The following is a 23,020-nucleotide window of genomic DNA, read 5'->3' on the forward strand; positions in this document are numbered from 1 at the left end:
ACCGCGTCCCTGAAGCGCGCCGACCCAAAGGGCGGGCCGGGCACCCGTGCGGGTCACGTGAATTCGAGGACATCGCTCACCGACCGGCGCGGGGTCGCGGGACCTTCGGGGCCGTATCCGAGGCGGATCACCATCTGTACATGACCCATCGCCGACCCCGGGTCGCGTACCGCCCACCGCAGTTCCGGCCATTCGAGGGCCTGCGACGTCAGGGACGTGACCAGCCCGTCCAGCGTGGCCTGGAGCAGAACCCGCTCCATCGCCTGACCCGCGCGCAGCCAGTCCTCCGCCCGGTCTCCGGCCGTACCGAGCAGAGCGAGGCGGGGTTGCTTCTCGAAGGTGGCGGAGCCACGACCGGGAACGGGATGCCGGCCGGCGAAGTCCCGCATGGGAGCGGTGACATCGTGCTGACGGGGGCCGAAGGCATATGCGGGGATTCCTTCCCGCCGCGAAGTGTCGGCCTTGGCGCCGGTGTCGGTCCAGCGCGCCATCTCTTCCCGCACTTCGGGGTGGAGCGCTTCACGGCCCTCGGCGTCGTGCACCAGGTTCAGTACGGACTTCACGTGCCACGCTTCGGGAAGGTACAGCCGGGCGCCTTCGAGCAGGGCGGCGCCGCGCAGCCCGTCCAGGATGTCGTCCGGGATCTCCTCGTCGGTGAAGGGGTGGCGGCTGGTGTGCCGTTTGCGGACAGCGGGGTGAAGTACGGCGAGATCGTGCTCTGGGCCCGCGGGTTCGGCGAGGTTCACCTCGGCCAGCAGCCACGGATCGGAGGGGTCGGGGAGCAGTGTGGTGACCGGTTCCCGGCCGGCGTGCACGGCGGCCACCCGCAGATTGAACAGCGCGGCGGCACAGCCGAGATGGACGGCACGGTGCGTCGGGTCCGACTTGGGCATCGTGCGCTCCGGATCGGCGCGCAGCTGCATCGTTCCGGTGCCGCTCAGGTACCGGAACTTCCAGGGCTGTGCGTTGTGCATGGACGGGGCTGCCGTGGCGTCCTCGACAAGGGCTGTCACGGTGGTCGGGTCGAGCGGTGGTGAGGGCACTTGATCCTCCTCCCGAGCGGGGTCAGTCGTGGGCGACGACGGCGACAGGTGCGGCGCTGTGGTGCATCACCGCGTGGGCGACCGGGCCGATGTGCCCACCCAGTGGAGCCCGGCGGAGGCGCCGGCCGACGACCACCAGGTCGGCGTCGGCCGCCGAGTACACCAACTGCTGCCCAGGCGAACCGATGAGAGCCCGCTCGACAACCTGCACCGACGGGAACTTCTGCCGCCATGGCAGCAGCATGTCGCTCAGGGCCCGCTCGAATTGCCGGCCCACTTCCAGCTGGATGCCGGGGTCGAGTATCGGTGCGTAGCTGAACACGAGGGGGAGCGTCCAGCCGTGTACGGCGCGGAGAGTGCAGCCACGGCGTGCGGCCTCGTCGAAGGCGAAGGCCAGGAGCTTGTCGCAGGACTGGTAGACGTCCAGGCCGACGACCACGTCGCGGTACGGGGACGCGGTGTCCAGCTGCTCGGCGTCGCCGGATCCGGCCCGGGGCTCCTTGTCCTGGTGTTTGGGTGCCCGTACCAGCACGACCGGCTGCTCGGTGGCACTGACCGTGGCCATGCCGACCGAGCCGATGAGGAAGCCCATGATGCTGCCGAGACCCCGTGAGCCGAGCACCAGCATCTCCGCGTCACCCGCCTCGATGGGCAGGGCGGCGGCGGGCCTTCCGGAGAGCCGTCGTGCAGTGATCTCCAGTCCGGGATGGCGCTGCCTCAGCTCGTCCGCGGCATCGGCCAGGACCTTGTCGGCCCACTGCTGCTGCACTTCGGGTCCGACCATGGGAATGGCCGCGGTCGTGGGCCACTCCTCCGCGTGAACGAGGTGCAGGGGCACTTCGCGCAGCAATGCCTCCTGGGCAGCCCAAGCGGCGGCGGCGCGGCTCTCGGGCGACCCGTCCAGGCCGACGGTCACATTGCGAGTCATGGTGCGGACCTCCTCAGGGCCGCGCGTGCGGCCACAGTTCCAGCGTCATGGTCCGGCGGCCGTGACAGGAGGGGCCAAGGGGCCCACGAAGGGGCCGACCGGCCCCGGCGCCCCGCGGGACCTCCCCTGATCACGGCCGGGCGACCGGATCCGCGCCACCCATGTGCAGCCGGAACGGTGGGTACTCGTCCGTCGTCAGACCCGCGTACGCGACGACCCGCAGCACCCACCGGTTCAGCCCGATGATCAGCTCGAAGAGGTCGTGCTGATGGCGTTGCTGTTTCAGCTGTCACGGCTCCAGGCTGGGCCCGCCGGGGACTGCGGCGCGAGGGCCGGGCCGGCTGCTCCGGCAGGGCCGGTCGGCCTTGGGGGTGTCGTCCCGGGCTCACCAGGGCCACCCGTACTCCGCGCCTTCGGGTGGTGTCAGCCCGGAATCGTTGACGCGTGACGAGAGGCGGTCCACCACCGACACCACTCCGTCCAACCGCTGCGTGAGCTGCAGGACCACACGGATCTGACTGCGCCGCTCCAGCTGCCCCTCCAGCGTGACCACCCCGTCGACGACATGGACCTCGATCACGTTCGGGGCCAGTCCGAGTGTGTCCGTGAGCACGTCTTCGATCACGTGGCGGCGGATTTCGGAGTCGGGGCGCAGGAACACCTGGAGAAGATCGCGCCGTGTGACGATGCCGACCAGGCGGTCTTCGGCGTCCACCACCGGAAGCCGTTCGACGCCGCGCCGGAGCATCGTCCGGGCGGCCTTGGCAACCGTGTCTTCGGCATGGACTGTGATCGCGGGTGCGGACATCAGCAGGCCGGCGGTGAGGCCTTCCCGCTTGTCGTCCCGCGTGTCCGCAGCCGAGCCCGCGGTCCGGCCGTGCCGAGGTCCCTGTTGTTCCTCGTCCGCCCCGCCGGCTGACGCCTGACGGACGAGAAGGTCGCTTTCGGAGACGACCCCGAGCACTCTGCCGTCGTCGTCGAGGACGGGCAGCCCGGTGCTGTCGTGCTCGGCGAGCAGTTTGGCGACATCCTTGAACGGCGTGGCAGGCATCACCGAGATGACCTCGCCCACCATCACGTTTCCGACCTTGCTCAGTTTCATGTCCGTATCTCCTCCTCGATACGGTGACGCACGGCCGCGGTCAGGGCCGCCAGCCGCTCGGATGTGACCGGACGGAGTGATTCGGGGCCGTGGATACGCCGTGCCGAGGCCGGGAGAGCGGCGAGATCGGCGTCGAACCGCGCGCGGGCGTCCGACAGGCTGTCCGGCCTCCCCGTCCTGCTGCCCCTGCGCATGACCGTGCGGAGCAGAGGTTCCGCGCCGGGTGGCATGTCCTCGCTCCACACGCCGATCACGTCGGCGAGGCCGGACCGGCGGAAGACCTGCTTCGGCGCAGGGGCCGTGACCTTCGCGGAGGAGAGCTTCATGACCGGCCGCCCGTCGTACTCCACCAGTTTGTACGCCGCGTCGAGGTAGGGCGCGTCCGCGGCCACGCCGACGCGGGTACCCACCGCATACACGTCGATCGGGGCGCCGGCCCGCACGAGCTCGTCCACTGCGTACTCGTCGAGGCCACCGCTGGCGATGATGCGGACGTCCATGAGCCCTGCGGCGTCGAGAATGTCCCGCGCCCTGCGCGCGAGAGCCCCGAGGTCACCGCTGTCGAGGCGAATGGCGCAGCCGGGACCGCGCCCGAGCTCCTTGAGCACCCGCGCCGCGATCGCGACTCCGCCATCGGTGTCATACGTGTCGACGAGGAAGGTCACCGGTCCTGGATGGGCACGTGCGAATCCCCGGAACGCCTCCTCCTCGCCCTGGAAAGCCTCGATGTACGAGTGAGCCATGGTGCCCGAAGCGGGTATACCGAGGCTCGTGGCCGCGGCGACGTTGCTGGTGCCCGCGAAGCCGACCAGTGCGCCCAGCCGGGCGGCCTGGAATCCCGCCTGAGGCCCGTGCGTACGACGCAGTGAGAAGTCCACCAGGGGCCGCCCCGCGGCGGCAATGACACAGCGGGCCGCCTTGGAGGCGACCGCCGTCTGATGGCACAGCTGAGTGAGCAGGTAGGTCTCGACGAGCTGGGCCTGCGGCAGTGGCGCGGTCACTTCCAGCAGCGGCTCTCCGGCGAACACGAGCCGCCCCTCGGGGACAGCACGCACCTCGCCGTCGAATCCCAGGCCGAGCAGCGGTTCAAGGTCCGCGGCCGGCCGGTGCAGGGCGTCGGCGAATTCCTCCACGTCGTGCGGACCGACGCGGAAGCGGGACAGGTAGTCGAGCGACGGCTCCAGGCCGGCCGCCACAAGGAACCCGCGGTCGGGCGGCAAGTCCCGCACGAACAGACTGAAAGTGGCCGGAGCACGCATCCCCTCCCGCAGGTAGGACATGGCCATCGTCACTTCGTACAGATCGGTCGTGGTCACCTCAGACATGGCGGTCGCCGCCCTTCACAGCCGCGGAGTCGTCCACGTCGTAGGCGAGCCGGTCGATCACGTCCACCACCCCGTCGACGCTCTCGCACAGCCGCAGGGTGATGGGGATGAGGCTCTTGCGCGCCACGGTGCCGCTGAGAGTGACGCTGCCGTCGGTGACCTCTACCGTCAGCGCAGAGGGCGGCAGCCCAAGGGTGTGGGTGACGACGTCCTCGAGGATTTCCTCCTGGATCGCCCGGTCCCGCCGCAGGAAGAGCTGCAGGAGGTCGCTGCGGCTGATCACACCGACCAGACGGCCCGACCCGTCGACGACGGGCAGCCGTTTGATCCTTTTCTTCTCCATGACCCTGGCTGCACGGACCACGCTCCACCCCGGCTGCGCGACGATCGCCGGACTGGACATCAGTCCCTCGGCAACGCTGGATGTGTCTCTCGATGTCTGTTTACGTAGCAGGTCGGCCTCGGAGACGACTCCGACGGGCCGCTCGTTGTCGTCGATCACCGGTACGGCGGTGATGCCGTATTCGTCGAGGAGGCGGGCGATCTCTTTGAACGGGGTGCCCCGCTGCACGCTCACGGCCGTGGGGGACATCAGGTCCGCGACACTGCGGTGCCTCATGGCGCGCCAGTCCTTTCCATCACGTGCCGGATCAGGCCGTCCTGAATGCAAGCGTGGAACGAATCCCGCCCGCGTGCACAGGGCCGAGAGGTCCTCGGAGGGGACCGAATGGATCAGCGGCGGCCGGAGAGGGACCTTCGGCCCTGCCACGGACCCCTGTGGCCCTCACCCTGCCCATCTCGTGGTGACACCGTGAGGGCGTGATCCCCGATGGAACTCGGCAAGGAGTAGACATGGGCAGCAGCACTGCGGCCGAACCGGAGCTCGGGACGGTCGTCGTGGGCGTGGACGGTTCGGCGAATGCGGCGACGGCTGCCGACTGGGCCGCGGCCGAAGCCGACCGGCGAGGAAGGCCGCTGCGCCTCCTCTATGCCGCCGACACCTACCGGAGAGCTCTGTACGCCTCGGTCGAGACCGTCGAGCGCGTGCGCCAGCGCGGGCGCGACGTGCTCAAGGACACGGCGGACCGGCTGGCGGAGCAGTACCCCGAACTGCAGATCAACAAGGAACTGAGCCCACGGGAGCCAACCGTCAGCCTGCTCGACGCTGCAGGCAGTGACGGCACGATCGTCGTGGGGAACCGCGGCTACGGAGGCTTCGCCGCGTTGCTGCTCGGCTCCGTCGGGCTCCGCGTGGCGGCGGGTGCGACGGTCCCCGTCGTGGTGGTCAGGGGCGCAGCACAAGGGGCGGGGGCCGGTGTGGTGGTGGCCGCCGTCCGCGACGAGGACGACCTCGACTGCGTCCGGCACGCGGCGCGCGCCGCGGAACTCCGCAAGGCGTCGCTGCGTCTGCTGAGCGTCTGGCAAGTGCTGCGGTACGTGGGCATGGTGGCCACCATGCTGGACGACGTCGACGAGATCGCCCAGCAGCACCTGCACCGTGTTTCCACGCTGGCCGACCGGATCCGGGATGAATTCCCCGAGCTGACCGTGACCGCGGACGTGGAAGAGGGCGCCTCCGTCGCCGGGACCCTCGTGGAGGCATCACGTCAGGCCGACCTGCTCGTCATGGGCGGCCGGCGACCGCCCGATGCCTTCGGCCCCACGCTGGGACGGGTGACGCATGCGGTTCTCCACCATGCCGAATGCCCCGTGGAGCTCATTCCGCGCGAGAGCAAGCGACACCGGGAGGAACAGTGACAGCCCTCGCAGAGCGCCGCGAGATGATCGTCGGCGTCGACCCGCAGCACCAGTCCCGCCCCGCACTTGCCTGGGCCGCCGACGAGGCCCACCGCCGACAGCTTGCCCTTAGGCTGCTGCTGGCCGTGCCGCCGTCGCACGACACACGCCACGCCGATTCCACCGCGCACCACATCGAGCTGCGGCGTCGAGGAGCCGAGGCACTCACGTCCGCTGCCTCCTGGATACGGGAGCGGCACGGGAAGCTTGAGGTGATCACGGACCTGCTCGACGGGGTTCCCGCCCCGGCGCTATGCCGCCACTCGGCACAGGCCCGGATGGTGGTCCTCGGCTCTCGTCGGCTCGGCCGGGCGGAGGAGTTCTTCAGCGCGAGTTCGGTGGTGGTGCCTGTCAGCGCACAGGCGAACTGTCCGGTCGTCGTCGTGGGAGAGCCCGAGCATGTGACGCAGCAGCCGCCCTACCTGGTGGTCGGCGTCGACGGCAGCCAGGCTTCGCGCGCTGCCGTCGCCCAGGCCTTCGAGGAAGCAAGCCTGCGGGGGGCCGGCCTGCGTGCCCTCTGGGTGTGGCCGCCCCCGGTGGTCTCGTTCACGGACGAGGCGGAGGCGGTGCAGGAGCGCCGACGGCTGCTCTCGGAAACAACGGCGGGCTGGTCGGAGAAGTACCCGGATGTGGCCCTGACGCACGAGGTGGTCCGCGGGCATCCGGTCGAGGAGCTTGCGCGGGCCTCCGAGCACGCACTGGCAGTCGTGGTCGGCCGTCGGGGCCGGGGCGGACACAGCGGCATGCGGCTGGGATCGGTCGTCCACGGCGTGCTGCACCGGGCTCGCTGCCCGGTGATCACGGTTCCCACGCCGTGAACCGCGCCTCGCGATGCCACGACCCGATCCGCTTCATACCAGCCCCGTCGCCGTCGATCGGAGCACCCACGTGACCTCGCACCCCGTCCGCACCCCGCAGTCCACCGACGAGCGCCATCGAGGGCTCACGGAAGAGGATGCGGCACGCCGCCTCGCCGAATACGGCCGCAACGAGGTGGCCACCCGGAGAACCGTGCGCCTGCATACGCGCGTTGTGGCGCAGCTCCGGGATCCGCTGATCATGGTCCTCCTCGGGGCCGTGGCACTGACCGTCGCGATCGGGGACCACGCCGACTCCGTCGTCATCGCCCTCGTGATCGTCGTGAACACCATGGTGGGAGTGATCCAGGAGGTCAGAGCCGACAACGCGGTTGCCGCACTCTCCGCCATGTCGGCCCCGAACGCACGTGTCCTGCGCAGCGGTTGCGAGCGGGAGGTGCCCGCGGCCGAAGTGGTCCCCGGCGATGTGCTGGCACTCGGCGAAGGGGACATCGTTCCCGCCGACGCGCTCCTCACGCAGGCATCGGCGCTGCTCCTCGACGAATCCATGCTGACCGGTGAATCCGTACCCGTGGACAAGGACCTGCGCTCCGGACGGCCGGGGGCCGCGACGCTGAGCGCGGGCACTGTCGTGGTCCGGGGGAGGGGCATCGCCACGGTGACAGCCACCGGGGCCGCCAGCGCCCTGGGCCGTATCGCCGCGTTGCTGGAAGGGCGACTCGAGGCGACACCTCTGCAGCGGCGGCTGGCCTCACTGGGACGGGTTCTCGCCGTGGCCACCCTGGCACTGTGCCTACTGGTGTTCGCCCTGGGACTGATCCGTGGCCTGGCACCAGGCACCATGGCAGTGACCGCGATCAGCCTCGCCGTCGCCGCCGTACCCGAGTCGCTCCCGGCCGTCGTCACGCTGGCACTGGCCCTGGGCGCTCGGCGCATGGCCGCACGCCACGCCGTCGTACGACGCCTCCCCGCCGTGGAGACGCTCGGATCGGTGACCGTACTCGCGACGGACAAGACCGGCACTCTCACCGAAGGCCGCATGGTCGTCGAACGCGTATGGACACCTGAAGGCGCCGTCGATTTCACAGGCGCCGGGTATGAGCCGTTCGGCGACGTATCCGTCGACGGCCGGGCAGCGGAGCCCGCCGAACTCGGCCCCGTACAAAAGCTGTTGACCACCGCAGCGCTGTGCAACGACGCCGCGCTGCGCCCACCGGACGAACCGTCCGACGGCACCGGCAGCCGCTGGACTGCCCTCGGCGACCCCACCGAAGCCGCGCTCCTGACGGCCGCGGCCAAAGCGCACTGCGAGGAACCGAGCACGCTTCACCAGACCTACCCGAGGACCGACGAAGCGCCCTTCGACAGCCTACGCAAGCGCATGAGCACGCTCCACGGAACGCCGTCGGGGCAATTGATGGTGTGTCTGAAGGGCGCTCCGGAAGCAGTCCTCGACCCCGCTCTGCTCGACGAGTCCGCGCAGCTCCTCGATCGGGCCCGGGACGAGGCAGCGCTGCTCGCCGCGCAGGGATACCGGGTGCTGGCCGTGGCTTGCGGCGAGCGGACCGAGGCTCCGACGCGGGCAGCGGACGCCGAATCGGGGCTGCGGCTGCTCGGCCTGGCGGCGATCAACGATCCTCCCAAGCCGGCTGCGGCCGCCACGCTGGCCGCGTGCCGGGCTGCGGGCATCACCCCCGTGCTCATCACCGGTGACCATCCCGCCACCGCACGGGCCATCGCCACGCGCGTCGGTCTGCTGTCCCCCGACAGCGAGCCGGGCGAGGTCGTCACAGGTCAGTCGCTGGCGGCGGGAACCGTGGACGACCTCACGGCGGTCAGGGTGTTCGCCCGCACGGACCCGCAGCAGAAGCTGGACATCGTCGAAGCCTGGCGCGACCGCGGGGACGTGACGGCGATGACCGGTGACGGCGTCAACGACGGACCTGCACTACGACAGGCTGACATCGGCGTCGCCATGGGGCGGCGAGGCACCGAGGTGGCGAGACAGTCGGCCGATCTGGTGCTCACCGACGACGAGTTGTCCACCGTGGTCGCGGCGGTCGAGGAGGGGCGCCGCGTGTACGACAACATCCGGCGCTTCCTCGTCTACGGACTCGCCGGGGGCACCGCAGAGATCCTGGTGATGCTGTTGGGCCCGTTGCTCGGATTGTCACTGCCGCTGCGTGCGGGTCAGATCCTGTGGATCAATCTCCTCACCCATGGCCTGACCGGCGTGGCGATGGGGGCGGAGCCAGTGTCCCCGCGCGCCATGCACCGGCCCCCGCGTCCGCCGCAACAGCACGTGCTCGGGCACGGCCTGTGGCAACGGGTGCTCTTCCTCGCAGCCGTGGTCACCATGGCAAGCCTCGCTGCAGGACTCTCGGCCCGTGCCGTGGACGCAGCTTGGCAGAGTGTGCTGTTCCTGTCCCTGCTGGCCGCACAGCTCGGGGTCGTCATGGGGCTGCGGGACCGCCTTCTCACACGGGAAAACCTCTTCCTGCCGGCGGCGGTGCTCGCCTCGGCCGGTCTCGCGATGGCGGCTCTGTACGTACCGTTCCTGCGATCTGTACTTGAGACCCAGCCACTCGGCGGGACGGAGGTCGCTGTGGCCGCCGCCGTGGGCCTGGCCGGATTCGCCGGCGCCCGCCTCAGCAGGCAGCCGTGGCTGCGCCGATTGGTCGTCAAGCAGTAGTCGTCACGCAGTAAGGGAGGGGTGGGAGGGGTGGGGCCGAGCGGCACCGAAGGTGGGGCTGTTCGGCCCTGGCAGCAGCCCACCTCCCGTGTTTCCATGGAATTGACGGAAAGGGCCCCTGAGGAAGACGTGGAGAAGCGGCTCGTGGCCGTGCACCACGCAATCAGGATCCGGGAGAACCGGATGGGCCCTTTTCGCCTTGATGTGCCCGGGCTGTACCGATGCCTCAGGGCGCTGGGGGTGCCTGGTTGTTGAGGCTCAGGCGGACGTCCACGACGCCTTCGACCGCGCGGGCGGCCCGGGCAAGCAGGGAGACCAGCGCCCGGTCCCGGAGGTTGCCGTGGAGGGTGACCACGCCGTCGGTGACGGAGACTTCCACGTGTGCCGTGGGTGGCAGGTGCTCGATGACGGTACGACGGATCTCGTCGGCGATGGTCTCGTCCGGCCTGAGGAACACCTTCAGCAGGTCGCTGCGGCTGACGACACCTTCCAGCAGGCCGACACCGTCGACCACGGGCAGGCGCTTGACCCGACGGCGCGCCATGATCCGTGCGGCCTCGGCGACCGTGGCGCTCGCGTGAACAGTGACGGCCGGGCTCGACATCAGCTCCTCCGCCGAGACCGCCCTCGCCTTCGCCACGTCGGACAGCGGCCGGTCTGCCTGTGCGGGGTCGTCGAGGCGGTACTCCTCCTTGGGGAGCAGATCCGCCTCCGAGACCACGCCGATCACACGGCCCTCGCCCTCCAGCACCGGCAAGGCACTGACCTTCCACTGCTCCATCAGCTCCACGATCTCCTTATAGGTCGCACGGCGCCCCACCGCGACTGCGGTGTGCGTCATGACATCGCTCACTGTGTGTGGGGAATCGGGCATGGCGGGCCTCTCGGACGTCGGTCACAGAGTCATGCCGCTGCCGTGCGGCGCGTACAGATCGAGCAGCCGTATACGGGCGGCATGCAGCCGGTGAGCGAGCACCCTGCCGACCCAGTTTCCGATCGCGGAGCCGAAGGCGGGGTCGGCATCCATCATCATCCGCACCGTTGACGCGTCGAACTCCTGGGCGCGTACGGGTGTCATGGCCTCGGCGCCGAACTGCCACACATGCGGTGGGAACAGCCAGGACCAGCCCACGAGTTCACCGAAGCCCAAGTTCTCGATCACCGCCGGGCGCCGTCCCGGAACTTTGATGTCGAGAGTGACAGTGCCGGACTGGACGATCCAGAACCGGTCGGCGCGGCGGCCTTCTTCGAAGATGCGGGTTCCTTCAGGGAATCTGACGTCCCGGGTGATGCCCAGCAGCCGGGCACGGTGCTCGGGGGAGAGAACGGCGGTCATACGAATGGGGGAGGGGGTGCTCATTGCTGGGCCTCCGTTTCGAGCGCGCGGCTTCTTCGGTGATGACCGGTGAGCCTTCCGGGCCTCACTCGCCGGTTGTCCTGCGGGGCCGCTGTCTGTGCTCAGCGTCTGTCATCCGATCGGCGCCGGGGAAGGGCCGGGCGGCCCTGTCTGCGGCCCCAACAGGGCCAGTTCTGCCCCGCTTCGGTTTCGCGGTCAGGCAGGCGGCGATGCATTCGGCCCACATGGCGATCCGTTTGAAGTCGCGGCAGTCGTCGCCGTCCTCCTCCAGGATCACCCGGGCGATGCGTCCTCGCGCTCCGTCCGCCGGCCGTCCGCCGAACGTGACGTGCTCCAGCGCTCCCAGTCGACGCTCGACCTGGCGGACGCCGCGCACAGCAGGGATGTCCCGTTCCAGTGCCGACGGGTCGAGGGGGCCACTGCTGAACAGCCACAGCGGCCGTCCGGCCAGAGCATGGCGGTGGCGCCGGGCGAAGCGCCGTGCATCCCGGTGCCAGCGCCCCATGCGGAGCGCGCCTCCGAGTACGACGGCCTCGTACGGGCGGATGTCAGGCACCTGGGCCGCAGGCCGGGCGTCGGCCTTCACTCCTTCGTCGCGCAGGATGGAGGCGATGAACTGGGCGATCTCCGCCGTCGAGCCCTTCTTGCTGCCGTAGGCGACGAGCACGGTGCGAGTCATCGTGACCACTTCTCCTACAGTGTGCCCCTCCGGCCGCTGTCGCCGTGGAACTCTTCCTCGGACAGCCCACCGCGCGAGTCGGTGACGCTGAAGGTCAGCTCGTCGGCGACCGCGATCACACCGTCGATCTGGAGGGTCATTCGCAGCGCGACGGGTACGTCGCTGCGCCGTGGCAGCTGCCCTGTCAGGGTCACGACGCCGTCACGCACGTCGACCCGGACAGTCTCGGGCGGGAGCCAGAGCGCGCGCACCAGAACCTCGTCGATCACCTCGCGGCGGATCTCGGGGTCGGGCCGCAGGAAGACCTGGAGCAGGTCGCGTCGCGTGACGATGCCGACGAGACGTTCCTCCTCGTCCACGACCGGGAGTCGTTCGATGCGGTGCTCCGCCATGGTGCGGGCCGCCGCGGCGATCGACTGGTCGGCGTGGACGGTGACGGCCGGGTGAGTCATCAGCTGCCCGGCGTTGCGAGCCTGTGCCTTGGACTCACGGACGCGTGCCCTGCGGGTGAGTGAGGACCAATTGAAGCGGCCAGGAGTGTCTTCCTCTCCGGACTGGTGGACCATGAGATCGGTCGTGGAGATCACCCCGATGACCTTCTCGTCGTCGTCGACAACGGGAAGGCCGCTGATCCGGTGCTGCGACAGCAGCCGGGCGATCTCCTCGAAGGGGGTGTCGTAGGCGGCCTTGACGACATCACTCGTCATCGTGGATCCGACGTTGTCGTGCTTCATCGTCCAGTCCTCCTTCAGCGGAGAGGGCGCCGGCGCATTACCTGCGCGGGACGACGCGTCCAGAGTCCGGCGAACGGACGACGGATCACAGGGCTGCAAGGGGCAAGAAGGGGGGCCGGACGGCCCCCCTCATCGCCGTTGGCCCTGGTCACGGCCTGGAGACGCGTACTGCCGTGACCTTGTACTCCGGGCACGATGTCGCCGTGTCCGAGCGGGAGGTGAGGTTGTTGACTCCGCTCGCCATGGAAGGAGCAGAAGACCTGGCCGGGGGCCGTCTCTTCGCAGACCTGGACCGGCCATCGGTGCGCCGCACGGTTCAGGCGCTGTGCGGACCTCGTGAGGCACCGGCGCGCGCTCAGCCACTCAATGGGGCCTTTCGGCCAGGGAGCCCGGGCCATGTGGCACCTACGTGATCGCGCCCATGTCGGCTTCGCTGGGATACATGGGCGACCACCAGCCACTTCTCATCGCCTCCGGAGTGCAGAAGATCTACCGGACGGGCTCCGTGGCGGTGACCGCCCTGCTTGACCTGGACCTTGTCGTTTTCCCGGGCGAGCTGGTCGGCGTCATGGGGCCCTCTGGGTCCGGGAAAACCACCCTGCTGAACTGTCTGTCCGGTCTGGACGACATCGACGGCGGGCGGGTGGAGGTCGACGGCCACGACCTGTTCGCCATGTCGGACGCCGCGCGCACCGAGCACCGGGCCCACACGATGGGCTTTGTCTTCCAGGCGTTCAACCTGATTCCGGTCTTTTCCGCGGTGGAGAACGTCGAACTCCCGCTCCTGCTTGTCGGCACCCGGCCACGGGAGGCCCGGCGCCGGGCGCTGGCCATGCTCGACCGGGTCGGCCTCGGCCACCGGGTCCATCACCGGCCGAGCGAGATGTCGGGCGGCGAACAGCAGCGGGTGACCATCGCCCGCGCGCTGGCCGGCCGCCCGGCCATCGTGTGGGCGGACGAACCCACCGGCAATCTGGACAGCGCGATGGCCATCCAGGTCATGGACCTGCTGTGCGAACTGAACCAGGACGAAGGCCAGACGATCGTCCTGGTCACCCACGACAGCGCCATCGGGGACCGTGTCCCCCGGCTGATCCGTATGCGTGACGGACGACTGGTCGACGACGTCCGCCAGCGCGTGCCCGTTCCCGGTGCAATGCCCAACATCCCCACGGGCTGACCTCATGTACCCGAACCTGTTGGCCCCGCTGCTCATCGCCCTGGCGATCGCAATCGCAGCGCTCCTGCTGGTCGCCGTCCGGCAGCCGGTGTCCCGCCGTCTGGCCTTCCGCCAGCTCGCCCGCCGCAGGACAGAGGCGGCGCTCGTGATCAGCGGTTCGGTGCTCGGGACGGCCATCATCGTCGGCGCGCTGGTCGTCGGCGACACCTTGAATTTCTCGGTACGCCAGGAGGCCTACCGGACCCTCGGGCCGGTCGACGAGCGCGTCGTCGCACCCGCCGGTCCGTCTGGGCACAACGTCGCGGAACGGCTCAGCGAACTCGCCGGAAATCCTGACATCGACGGAGTGCTGAACGCCCAGGCCACACAGGCGGCAGCGGTCAGCCGCCCCGGCGGCCGGCCGATCGCCGAACCGCGGGCGCTGGCGTGGCAGATGGACTTCGCCGAGGCCTCCCGCTTCGGCCGCGCGGGTGGCGACTCGGGACTCGGCGGCGCGAACCCGAAACCGGGCCACGTCGTGGTCAACGAGCCGCTGGCCCGGTCACTGCGGGTGGGAGCCGGGCAGCAGGTCACGTTCTACCTGTTCGGGACACCGCAGACGTTCCGCGTCGACCGCGTTGTGCCGGAGCAGGGCCTGGCGGGTGTGGGACTGGGCGGCAGGCTCAACCGCGACGCATTCCTGCCTCCGGGCACGCTCGAGTCCGCTGCCCGGGCCACCGGGGCGGAACCGCGCTCGGTCACCTTCGTGTCCAACCGCGGCGGCGTCGAGGGAGGCGACGCGCTGACCGAAGGAGTGACCGCGGACATCCGCAGGACTCTGGGTCTGGTCGCCGAGCAGGCCGCCATCGAGACGCCGAAACACACCGTGCTACGAGAGGCCAAGGTTACCGGGGACAGCCTCGGCGCGCTGTTCCTCATGATCGGCAGCTTCAGCATCATCGCGGGAGCCCTGCTGCTGGTGAACATCTTCGTCATGCTGGGCGAAGAGCGGAAATCCCAACTCGGCATGCTGCGTGCGGTGGGCATGAAGCGCTCGCGCCTGGTCGGGTCCTTCACTCTCGAAGGGGCTGCCTACGCGCTGCTGTCCGCTCTGCCGGGCGTCGCCATCGGTGTCGCGGTCGGCTGGGGAGTCGCCGTCGTGGCCGCGCAGATCTTCCGCGGCTGGGCGGTCGGCGGAAGCAGCCTGCAGATCGTCTTCGCCGTCACCCCCACCAGCATCCTCAACGGGATGGCCATGGGCCTGCTCATCGCGTTCGTGGCGATTCTCGTGACGACGGTGCGGATCAGCCGCTTCAACATCATCGCCGCCATCCGGGATCTCCCGCCGGCAACCGGACGCAAGCCGCGCCGCAGGCTGCTCGTCATCTCCAGCACGCTTGCGCTGCTGTGCGCATTCGCCGCCGTTCCCGCCCTGGCGCGCAGCCAGGCCGAACAGACCTACCTCATGCCGGCGCTCGCCATCGCCTTCGCCACCCCGGCCATGCTGCGCGTCATGCCCGGACGCACCGCCATCACAGTGGCGGCGGGCGCCGTACTCGCCTGGACCCTGCTGGCGCCCGTCGTCCGCCCCCGTATCTTCGACACACCCTCGATGGCCGTCTACGTCATCCAGGGCAGCCTGGCCGCGTTCTCCGCGGTGTTGCTGGTCAGCGAGAACCAGACGGTGCTGGTGCGCCCGGTGCGGCGGCTGCTGGAGCGACCCTCGGAGTCCGGCCTGGCCGCGCGGCTCGCGGTCGCCTACCCCCTCACCAAGCGGTTCCGCACCGGAGCGACGCTGGTGATGTACACGCTGATCGTTCTCGTTCTCGTGCTGCTGACCGAGATCTCGGGCATCCTCAACGCGAGCGTGAACAATGTCGTCTCCGACGCCACCGCCGGATACTCCCTGCGGCTGGACTTCAATGCCCAGGTCGCACGTGATCGTCTTCTGACGGATCTGCGTAGCGGCCCGTCGGCCGGCCAGATCTCCGCCGTCACGCCGCTGCTCAATGCCACCGGCCGCGCCACCGATCCCGGGCATCGCACCAGCTCGCCCCTGGACACCGCGGTCGTCGGGGTGCCCGACGGCGCGATCAAAGGCATCGCCTTCGGCGACCGGCTGCCCGGCCTGCGCGACGACGCGGCGGTCTGGGGCGCGCTCGCCTCCCATCCGCAGTACGTCGTGCTCGACGCGTTCTTCGGCAGCACCGGCGGCCCCAGCGGCGACTACTACGACGCCGGTGACACGCTCGCCCTGACCGACCCGCGCACCGGCAGGACCGAACAGAAGACCATTGCCGGAGTCCTTAAGAACGGCATGGTCTTCTACCCGGGCACCGGCGCCAGTTCGACGGTGTATCCCGTCGTGATCGGCGAGACCGGCATGCGCGACCTCTTCGGCACGGAGGCCCAGAACGCCTCCGCACTCGTCAGAACCCGGCCCGGTGTGTCCCCCGACATCCTGGCGACCCAGTTGCAGGGCGAGCAGTTGTCGTCCAGCGTGGTCGCCACGCCGATCGCCTCCGATGTGCGCCGTCAGTTCGACTCCAGTACCGCCTTCTTCCGCCTCATGCAGGGCTTTCTCGCTCTGGGACTCCTTGTGGGCGTCACCGGCCTCGGGGTGGTCATGGTCCGGGCCGTCCGAGAACGGCGTCGCACCATCGGAATCCTGCGGGCACTCGGCTTCAGGGCCCGGACGGTCCAGCGGGCCTTCCTGTGGGAGAGCGCCTTCATCGCCGTGGAGGGCATCGTTCTGGGCTCGCTGCTCGGGGTGCTCACCACGTGGCTGATGTATCGCAACAGTTCTGCGTTCGCGGGCCTCGAGGGAGGATTCCCCATCGAATGGGCCAGCATCAGCGTGCTCGCGGCAGCGACCTTCGCCGCATCCCTCCTGGCCACGATCGGGCCGGCTCGCCGCGCCGCCGCCATCCGCCCGGCTCTCGCCGTCCGCATCGCCGAATGAAAGCGGCGGTTCCCGCGTCACGAGGGGCAACAGGGGCGGGGGGATCCCGGCGGATCCCGCCGCCCCTGTTGTCCGCTCCATGCGGACTCAGTGCGTCAGTTCATGCCGCGTTCGGCCGCCCGCCGGACCAGATCGTGCGGGCGGGAGGTGCCGTACCGACCCTTAAAGCCCTTGGGAGAGGAGGAGTTCGTGCGCCAGCCGCGCGCCGCGGGCTGCCTGCTTCTCCATCTCAGTGTCCTTTGAGGGGATGTCCTCCAGTCCTTCGGCCAGTGCTCTGACGGCCTGTGCCAGAACCTGCACCTGGGACTCCAGCGTGCGCAGCCTTTCGTGCTCGCTCGGGGCAACGTTCTCAGTCATCGCAGGTCTCCGTTCTCTGTACGGTCGACGAGGAAGCCGGCGCTACCGGACAGTGTGGTGAGGTGCACCGTGTCCTCGTCGTCGATGCGTATGCCGGTACGTTCGCTGAGGGTCTCGACGAAGCTCAGGAAGTCCAGCGAGTCCATCTCGAGGGCGTCGCGGAACGCGTCGTCCGGCCCCAAGGCGGCGAAGTCGGCATCGGGGATGACGCGGGCGATTGACTCCTTGACCACGTCCAGTGCTTCGGTTCGGTTCACAGCTGCTCCGGGTTCTGCAAGAGGCGGTCGACCGTCGTCAGGTAGCGGGCTCCGACGGCGCCGTCCGTCGCTCGGTGGTCCGCCGACAGGGTGGCTGTGACGACGGGCCGTACACCCAGCAGGCCGTCGACAGCGCACGGCCGGTCGACCACTCGCCCGAAGCCGACGAGAGCCAGCTGTGGGGGGTAGATCACGCCGAAGACTGACTCCACGCCCTGATCGCCGAGATTGGTGACCGTGATCGTCGAGTCGGATACCTCCGATCCGCGCAGCCGGCCCGTGCGGGCACGGGCGACCAGGTCCTTCAAGGCGGCCATCAGCTGCGGGAGTTCGAGGATGTCGGCGTCGTGCAGGGCGGGGGCGACGAGCCCGCCGCCGCGCAGGGACACGGCCACGCCGAGGTGTACGCCGTCGCCGGCGGTGAAGTGGTCGTCGGTCCAGAAGCCGTTGAGCTCGGGGACCTCGCGAGCTGCGCGGGCCGCGGCCTTGAGCAGCAGGGCTGCGGGAAGCAATCGCTCGGCGACCGGGCTGCGCCGGTTGTGCTCGTGCAGCCAGTCCATGGCGGCGGCCATGTCGACGGTCGTGGACAGGTAGTAGTGCGGGATGTCCCGGTTGGCGCGGGTCATCAGTCCGGCGATCGCCTGGCGCATGGCCACTGCCCGGTCTTCGGAAGGTCGCGCAGAGGCGGCGACGTCACGCGAATGCCGGGGCGGGGTCGTCGGGCCGGGGGCTGCCTTGCGCACGTCCCCGGCACGGACGGCGGAGTCCTTGCCGGTCCCCGTCACCGTGGCAAGGTCGACGTCCAGTTCGGCGGCGAGCCGCCGGGCGAGGGGGGTGGCCCGTACGCGCATTGGCTGACCAGCAGTCGCGGCAGCCGCTGCCCGCTCGACGTCGGTTCGGGTGACGCGCCCTCCGCGCCCGGATCCGTGGAGGGCGTCGAGGTCGATGCCGCTGCGCTCCGCGAAGTGCCGAAGCAAGGGGCCCGTTTCGGTGTGCCCGCGTTCCTGGGCAGCGGACGGCACCGGAACCCCGGCGGGTTCGGGCCGGGTGGGGGGCGTCGCGCGGGTCGGCGCAGACCGGACCGATCGTTTCCCCTCGGCCTTTTCGGGCTTTTGACGCTTCTCGCGTTTCTCGGGTCCTTCTGCGGCCGGCTCGATCAGCGCGAGCGCCGTGCCGACGGGCACCGTCGTGCCCGGCTCGACGAGCAGCTTGCCCATCGTCCCGGTCTCGAAGCACTCCACCTCGATCGTGGACTTCGCGGTCTCGACGACGGCGACGGGATCGCCCTTCCGGACGGAGTCACCGGGCCGTACCAGCCATTCCTGGAGCGTGCCCTCGTCCATGTCGGCGCCCAGCGACGGCATGGTGAACTCGGCCATCGTCAGTCCACCGCCCGGTGCGCCGCCGCGACGATGTCGGCGGTCTGCGGCAGGGCCGCCTCCTCAAGCCGCCGGGCATATGGAATGGGGACTTCCGCGCTGCAGACTCGCTGTACGGGGGCGTCCAGTTCGTAGAGCGATCGCTCGGCGATGCGGGCGGAGACCTCCGCGGCGAGGCTGCCGGTGCGCCATGCCTCGTCAATGACCACGACTCGGTGCGTACGGGCCACGGAAGAGGTGATGGCCGCGTCGTCGAGCGGCCGGAGGGTGCGCAGGTCGATCACCTCTGCGCTGATGCCTTCGGTGGACAGCTCCTCCGCCGCCGCGAGCGCCTTGGGCAACGACCCCCCGTACGTGATCAGGGAAATGTCGGTCCCGGGCCTGCGGATCGCAGCGTGGTCCAGGTCCACCGGGGCTGTGGACGGGGCGAGTTCACCGGAGGCGTTGTAGAGGCTTCCGTGCTCGAAGATCAGTACGGGGTCGGGGTCGGCCAGCGCCGGGGCCAGCATGTGGCGCGCGTCCTCAATGGTGGCCGGTGCGAGGACGCGGATCCCGGGGATGTGCGCGTACCAGCCCTCCAGACTGTGCGAATGCTGTGCGGCGAGCTGCCGTCCCGCGCCCGTCGTCATGCGGATCACCAGCGGCACGGGCAGCTGGCCGCCCGACATGTGCAGCAGGGTGGCGGCGTTGTTGAGGATCTGGTCGAGGGCGAGCAGGCTGAAGTTCACGGTCATGATCTCGACGATGGGCCGCATCCCGGCCAGGGCCGCGCCGATGCCCGCGCCCACGAACGCGGATTCCGACAGCGGGGTGTCGCGGACCCGTTCCGGCCCGAACTCCTCCAGCAGGCCGAGGCTGACGCCGAAGCATCCGCCGTACCGGCCCACGTCCTCGCCCATGAGAAAGACGCGATCATCGGAGCGCAGGGCATCCCGCAGGGCCTCACGCATCGCCTCCCGGTAGGTGGTCTTCTGCTCCTGCGGCTGTCCGGTGGCGCCCATGGTCAGCTCACCTCCACCGGAGCGCTGGTGACATGGCGGAGCAGGTTTTCGACCGGTTCTTCGGGCGCCTGTTCGGCCGTTTCGACGGCGCGGTCGATCTCGTCGGTGACCTGGTGCTCGATCCGGGCGAGCTCCTTGTCGCCCAGCTCATCGTTCTCGCGCATGCGGTCCACAAGGCGGGTGATCGGGTCCCGGTGCTTCCACTGCTCGACCTCCTCCTTGTCCCGGTAGCGGTCCGGGTCGTACATGGAGTGTGCGCGGAAGCGATAGGTGCGCAGCTCCAGGAAGTGAGGTCCGGCGCCGGCCCGGATGCTCTCGGTGGCCCGGCGGGCTGCTTGCTCGACGGCTTCGACGTCCATGCCGTCCACGGCCCAGGCGACCATGCCGTACGAGGCGGCGCGCATGGCCAGGTCGGTCTGCGCCTCGTGCCGCTCGATGGCTGTGCCCATGGCGTAGAGGTTGTTCTCGCAGACGAGCAGCAGCGGCAGATTCCAGAGAGCGGCGAGGTTCGCCGTCTCGTGGAACTCGCCCTCGGCGAAGGCCCCGTCACCGAAGAAGCAGCACGTGACGCGGGGCTGTGCGCGCAGGCGGTCGGCGAGGGCGAGGCCGGCGGCCAGGGGGAGCCCGCCGGCGACGATCGCGTTGCCGCCGTAGAAGCGGCGGCTCGCGTCGAAGAGGTGCATGGACCCGCCGCGGCCTCCGCTGCAGCCGGTCGTCCTGCCGTACATCTCGGCCATGACTGCCTCGGCGGGGATGCCTCGGGCCAGCGCGTGGCCGTGCTCGCGGTAGGTGGAGACGACCGCGTCCTCTGAGGTCAGCGCCTCGTTGACACCTACGGCGACGGCCTCCTCGCCGATGTAGAGGTGGACGAAGCCGCGGATCTTGGCGGCGCTGTAGAGCTCGACGCATCGTTCCTCGAAGCGCCGGATGCGCAGCATCGCCTCCAGCAGATTCACCTTGTGCTCGATGCCAGGCCGGTCGGCGGGAAGCTCTGACGCCGTGCTGTGCTTGCTCGTCGGAGCCTTCTTCGCAGGCTTCGAGGTCGCCGAAGTTTTTCGGGTGTGGGTGCCGCGTGCGGGGCTCATGCGGATCCCTCCAGGGTGGACAGGTCCCCGGCAGGCAGGCCGAGTTCGCGGGCGCGCAGCACCCGGCGCATGACCTTGCCGCTGCGGGTCTTGGGCAGGTTCTGGTCGAATGCGATCTCCCGGGGTGCGACGGCGGGGCCCAGCCTGCGGCGGGCGAAGGCCAGCAGTTCGCGTTCCAGATCCGGGGCGGGCTCGATGCCGGGGCGCAGCGACACGAATGCCTTGACGATGTTTCCGGCGATGGGGTCCGGCCGTCCGATTACTCCGGCTTCGGCGACCGCCGGGTGTTCCATGAGCGCGCTCTCCACCTCGAACGGGCCGATCAGGTGGCCTGCCGACTTGATGACGTCGTCGGCACGTCCCACGAACCAGTACCAGCCCTCCGCATCCCGCCTGGCCAAGTCACCGGTCAGGTACCAGCCGTCGGCGAACGCGGCCTGGTAACGCTCCTTGTCGTGCAGATAGCCGCGGAACATGGACGGCCAGCCCGGCCGCAGCGCCAACTCGCCCTCCACCTCCGGGTTCTCCACCTCCGTGACCCTTCCGTCGGTGATCAGCGCCCGGCCGTCCTCGCCGCGCTTGAGCACGGCCGCCTCGACGCCGGGCAGCGGCCGCCCCATCGAGCCGGGCCGGATGTCGCATGCCGCGAAGTTCGCGATCATGACGCAACCGGTCTCGGTCTGCCACCAGTTGTCGTGGACCGGCAGGCCCAGCACCTCCTGGCCCCACACCACGGCCTCGGGGTTGAGCGGCTCGCCGACGGAGGCTATGAACCGCAGGGCCGACAGGTCGTACGAACGCGGCAGGTCGTAAGGGCCCTGGCGGGGTGTGGCGCGCATGAGCATCCGCAGGGCTGTGGGCGCGGTGTACCAGACGCTGACCCGCTGTTCGCCGAGGATGCGGTACCAGCGCCGGGCGTCGTAGTCGCCCTCGTCGACGACGACTGTCACACCGTGGGCGAGCGGGGCGATGATTCCGTACGACATGCCGGTGACCCAACCGGGGTCCGCAGTGCACCAGTACACGTCCTCGGGGTGCAGATCGAGCGCGGAGGCAGCCGTGGCGTGATGGGCGACGACCGCTTCGTGGACATGGATCGCACCCTTGGGAGTTCCGGTGGTTCCGCTCGTGAAGTGCAGCAGCGCCATGTCCTCCGGCGAGGTCGGCGGGATGGTGAAGGAGTCGGAGACGGAGGACATGAGCTCGTCGAAGGAGACCGTGCCGGGCAGCTCCTCGGCACCCGGCCCGACGATGAGCACCTGCTCGAGCCCGGGCAGCGAAGCCCGGCGATCGGCCACCTTGCGCCGGTACAGGGCCGCGGTGGTGACCAGGACCCGGGCGTCGCCGAGACGCAGCCGCTGCTCCACCGGGTCGGGTCCGAACGCAGAGAAGAGCGGGCACAGCACGCTGGTGTTCTTCAGCGTGCCCAGCACCGCCGTGTAGAGCTCGGGACAGCGGCCGAGCAGGGTGAACACCCGGTCCCCATGGCCGACGCCGAGCGACCGCAAGACGTTCGCGAAGCGGGCCGTACGACGGGCCAACTCGGTGTAGGTGACTGTCGAGACGGCGTTGTCGCGGGCGATGCACCGAAGCGCGACCCTGTCCCGTGATGCGGAACCCGCGTGCCGGTCGACCGCCTCGTGCGCGATGTTCAGCCCGCCGCCGGGCAGCCCGGCCAGCGCAGTACGTGCCTGCGACCAGGTGAAATCGAAACGAGCCCGGTCGTAGTCGGCGAGATTCGGTGCGACACCCGGCGCGGTGTCCTTATGGATCGTCTCCCAGTGCATGGGCGCTCCTCCCGATGCATGCCTCTGCCTCCAGAGTCACCGAGCCTGGCCCGGGCCGCACTGCGACTGATCCTGATCGGGACTGGCCACCGACGAGGGGGCCGCAGCACGCTGCCGGCATTCATGGAGCCCGGGACTGCCCGCTTCTCGCAGGCCCGAGGCGATCGACTAGTCACCAGCCTCCTCGCCCGCGGCGACAGCACTCGCCCCGGCGACAGCAGGCGTCACATACGTCCTGGATATCCCTGAAGCCTTGGCTAGGAGTTCCGGGGTGTCCACGCCCGGGCTGCGAAATTCTCCCAGGCCCAGGTGGACGTCGGGGCGAAGCGACGGTTGAGAGCCAGTTCCCGCTCGCACGCCGCACGCCGAGCCGCCACGGTGGAGTAGTCCAGAAAATCCAGGTCCACCGGCCTCTTGAGCTTGTAGACGCGGTCGCCGACGAAGAAAACGACCGCTGTATGGAGCGTTGGTGCATCGACGCCGGTGCCTGTCCGGAGCACGGATGCGTCGGTTCGGAGCGTGGACATCGTGATCCTCCCTGCGGTGGTCGCGAACAAC

Annotated in this window: 20 protein-coding genes and 2 pseudogenes; 5 read left to right on the forward strand and 17 right to left on the reverse strand. The window is 69.8% G+C overall.

Going from position 1 to position 23,020, the window contains the following annotated elements:
• Positions 1 to 53: 53 nt before the first annotated feature.
• From OHA61_RS35950 to OHA61_RS35975, 6 genes and pseudogenes are all read right to left on the reverse strand, one after another.
• Positions 54 to 1,043 carry an Acg family FMN-binding oxidoreductase gene (locus OHA61_RS35950; protein WP_406306554.1) on the reverse strand — a complete coding sequence of 330 codons (990 nt, stop codon included), beginning with the start codon at positions 1,041 to 1,043 and terminating at the stop codon, positions 54 to 56.
• Between the two features lie 22 nt (positions 1,044 to 1,065).
• On the reverse strand, positions 1,066 to 1,971 hold the full coding sequence (locus OHA61_RS35955; RefSeq protein ID WP_406306555.1) for a universal stress protein: 906 nt from the start codon (positions 1,969 to 1,971) through the stop codon (positions 1,066 to 1,068).
• Between the two features lie 130 nt (positions 1,972 to 2,101).
• Positions 2,102 to 2,227: pseudogene (locus tag OHA61_RS35960) on the reverse strand (DUF4389 domain-containing protein); the annotation flags it as partial.
• 129 nt (positions 2,228 to 2,356) lie between these two features.
• Positions 2,357 to 3,073, reverse strand: a complete 717-nt coding sequence (locus OHA61_RS35965; RefSeq protein WP_406306556.1) for a CBS domain-containing protein — start codon at positions 3,071 to 3,073, stop codon at positions 2,357 to 2,359.
• A complete protein-coding gene (locus OHA61_RS35970) occupies positions 3,070 to 4,398 on the reverse strand; it encodes a nicotinate phosphoribosyltransferase (RefSeq protein ID WP_406306557.1) in 1,329 nt (442 codons plus the stop codon). Before OHA61_RS35970 ends, OHA61_RS35965 begins: the two co-directional genes overlap by 4 nt.
• Positions 4,391 to 5,017, reverse strand: a complete 627-nt coding sequence (locus OHA61_RS35975) for a CBS domain-containing protein (protein ID WP_406306558.1) — start codon at positions 5,015 to 5,017, stop codon at positions 4,391 to 4,393. Before OHA61_RS35975 ends, OHA61_RS35970 begins: the two co-directional genes overlap by 8 nt.
• Before the next feature lie 233 nt (positions 5,018 to 5,250).
• Here OHA61_RS35975 and OHA61_RS35980 point away from each other — a divergent pair, with 233 nt between their 5' ends.
• The 3 genes from OHA61_RS35980 to OHA61_RS35990 all read left to right on the forward strand — a co-directional run bounded on the left by OHA61_RS35980 (position 5,251) and on the right by OHA61_RS35990 (position 9,705).
• Positions 5,251 to 6,156, forward strand: coding sequence for a universal stress protein (locus tag OHA61_RS35980; RefSeq protein WP_406306559.1), 906 nt, complete (start codon positions 5,251 to 5,253; stop codon positions 6,154 to 6,156).
• Entirely contained in the window at positions 6,153 to 7,013 is an 861-nt protein-coding gene (locus OHA61_RS35985) for a universal stress protein (RefSeq protein WP_406306560.1), read from the forward strand. Before OHA61_RS35980 ends, OHA61_RS35985 begins: the two co-directional genes overlap by 4 nt.
• Before the next feature lie 70 nt (positions 7,014 to 7,083).
• Positions 7,084 to 9,705: a cation-translocating P-type ATPase gene (locus OHA61_RS35990; RefSeq protein WP_406306561.1), complete on the forward strand. Its 2,622-nt coding sequence runs from the start codon at positions 7,084 to 7,086 to the stop codon at positions 9,703 to 9,705.
• Positions 9,706 to 9,931: 226 nt separating this feature from the next.
• Here the strand turns inward: OHA61_RS35990 and OHA61_RS35995 are convergent, their stop codons facing one another.
• The 4 genes from OHA61_RS35995 to OHA61_RS36010 all read right to left on the reverse strand — a co-directional run bounded on the left by OHA61_RS35995 (position 9,932) and on the right by OHA61_RS36010 (position 12,475).
• Complete coding sequence (locus OHA61_RS35995; RefSeq protein ID WP_406306562.1) at positions 9,932 to 10,579, reverse strand: CBS domain-containing protein; 648 nt, start codon at positions 10,577 to 10,579, stop codon at positions 9,932 to 9,934.
• Positions 10,580 to 10,600: 21 nt separating this feature from the next.
• Complete coding sequence (locus OHA61_RS36000) at positions 10,601 to 11,065, reverse strand: cyclic nucleotide-binding domain-containing protein (protein WP_266484830.1); 465 nt, start codon at positions 11,063 to 11,065, stop codon at positions 10,601 to 10,603.
• 61 nt (positions 11,066 to 11,126) lie between these two features.
• Complete coding sequence (locus OHA61_RS36005; protein ID WP_406306563.1) at positions 11,127 to 11,741, reverse strand: flavodoxin domain-containing protein; 615 nt, start codon at positions 11,739 to 11,741, stop codon at positions 11,127 to 11,129.
• 14 nt (positions 11,742 to 11,755) lie between these two features.
• Positions 11,756 to 12,475, reverse strand: coding sequence for a CBS domain-containing protein (locus OHA61_RS36010; protein WP_406306564.1), 720 nt, complete (start codon positions 12,473 to 12,475; stop codon positions 11,756 to 11,758).
• Between the two features lie 421 nt (positions 12,476 to 12,896).
• On the opposite strand from OHA61_RS36010, the gene OHA61_RS36015 reads away from it, so the two are divergent.
• Both OHA61_RS36015 and OHA61_RS36020 read left to right on the forward strand, forming a co-directional pair.
• A complete protein-coding gene (locus OHA61_RS36015; protein ID WP_405595466.1) occupies positions 12,897 to 13,655 on the forward strand; it encodes an ABC transporter ATP-binding protein in 759 nt (252 codons plus the stop codon).
• A gap of 4 nt (positions 13,656 to 13,659) precedes the next feature.
• Complete coding sequence (locus OHA61_RS36020; RefSeq protein ID WP_406306565.1) at positions 13,660 to 16,596, forward strand: ABC transporter permease; 2,937 nt, start codon at positions 13,660 to 13,662, stop codon at positions 16,594 to 16,596.
• 162 nt (positions 16,597 to 16,758) lie between these two features.
• On the opposite strand, the gene OHA61_RS36025 is transcribed toward OHA61_RS36020, so the two are convergent.
• The 7 genes and pseudogenes from OHA61_RS36025 to OHA61_RS36055 all read right to left on the reverse strand — a co-directional run.
• A complete protein-coding gene (locus OHA61_RS36025) occupies positions 16,759 to 16,953 on the reverse strand; it encodes a hypothetical protein (RefSeq protein ID WP_406306566.1) in 195 nt (64 codons plus the stop codon).
• Positions 16,950 to 17,210 carry an acyl carrier protein gene (locus OHA61_RS36030; RefSeq protein ID WP_406306567.1) on the reverse strand — a complete coding sequence of 87 codons (261 nt, stop codon included), beginning with the start codon at positions 17,208 to 17,210 and terminating at the stop codon, positions 16,950 to 16,952. The genes OHA61_RS36025 and OHA61_RS36030 overlap by 4 nt, the downstream gene beginning before the upstream one ends.
• Positions 17,207 to 18,589, reverse strand: a complete 1,383-nt coding sequence (locus OHA61_RS36035) for a 2-oxo acid dehydrogenase subunit E2 (protein ID WP_406306568.1) — start codon at positions 18,587 to 18,589, stop codon at positions 17,207 to 17,209. The genes OHA61_RS36030 and OHA61_RS36035 overlap by 4 nt, the downstream gene beginning before the upstream one ends.
• A 2-nt stretch (positions 18,590 to 18,591) precedes the next feature.
• Positions 18,592 to 19,590 (reverse strand): alpha-ketoacid dehydrogenase subunit beta, encoded by a 999-nt coding sequence (locus tag OHA61_RS36040; RefSeq protein ID WP_406306570.1) that lies wholly within the window; start codon positions 19,588 to 19,590, stop codon positions 18,592 to 18,594.
• 2 nt (positions 19,591 to 19,592) lie between these two features.
• Entirely contained in the window at positions 19,593 to 20,675 is a 1,083-nt protein-coding gene (gene pdhA / locus OHA61_RS36045) for a pyruvate dehydrogenase (acetyl-transferring) E1 component subunit alpha (protein ID WP_406306571.1), read from the reverse strand.
• Positions 20,672 to 22,462, reverse strand: a complete 1,791-nt coding sequence (acsA, locus tag OHA61_RS36050; RefSeq protein WP_406306572.1) for an acetate--CoA ligase — start codon at positions 22,460 to 22,462, stop codon at positions 20,672 to 20,674. The genes pdhA and acsA overlap by 4 nt, the downstream gene beginning before the upstream one ends.
• Before the next feature lie 258 nt (positions 22,463 to 22,720).
• Positions 22,721 to 22,989: pseudogene (locus OHA61_RS36055) on the reverse strand (gluconate kinase); the annotation flags it as partial.
• Between the last annotated feature and the right edge of the window lie 31 nt (positions 22,990 to 23,020).

Origin of the sequence: Streptomyces sp. NBC_00885 (assembly GCF_045207475.1) — a bacterium.
GTDB lineage: Bacteria > Actinomycetota > Actinomycetes > Streptomycetales > Streptomycetaceae > Streptomyces.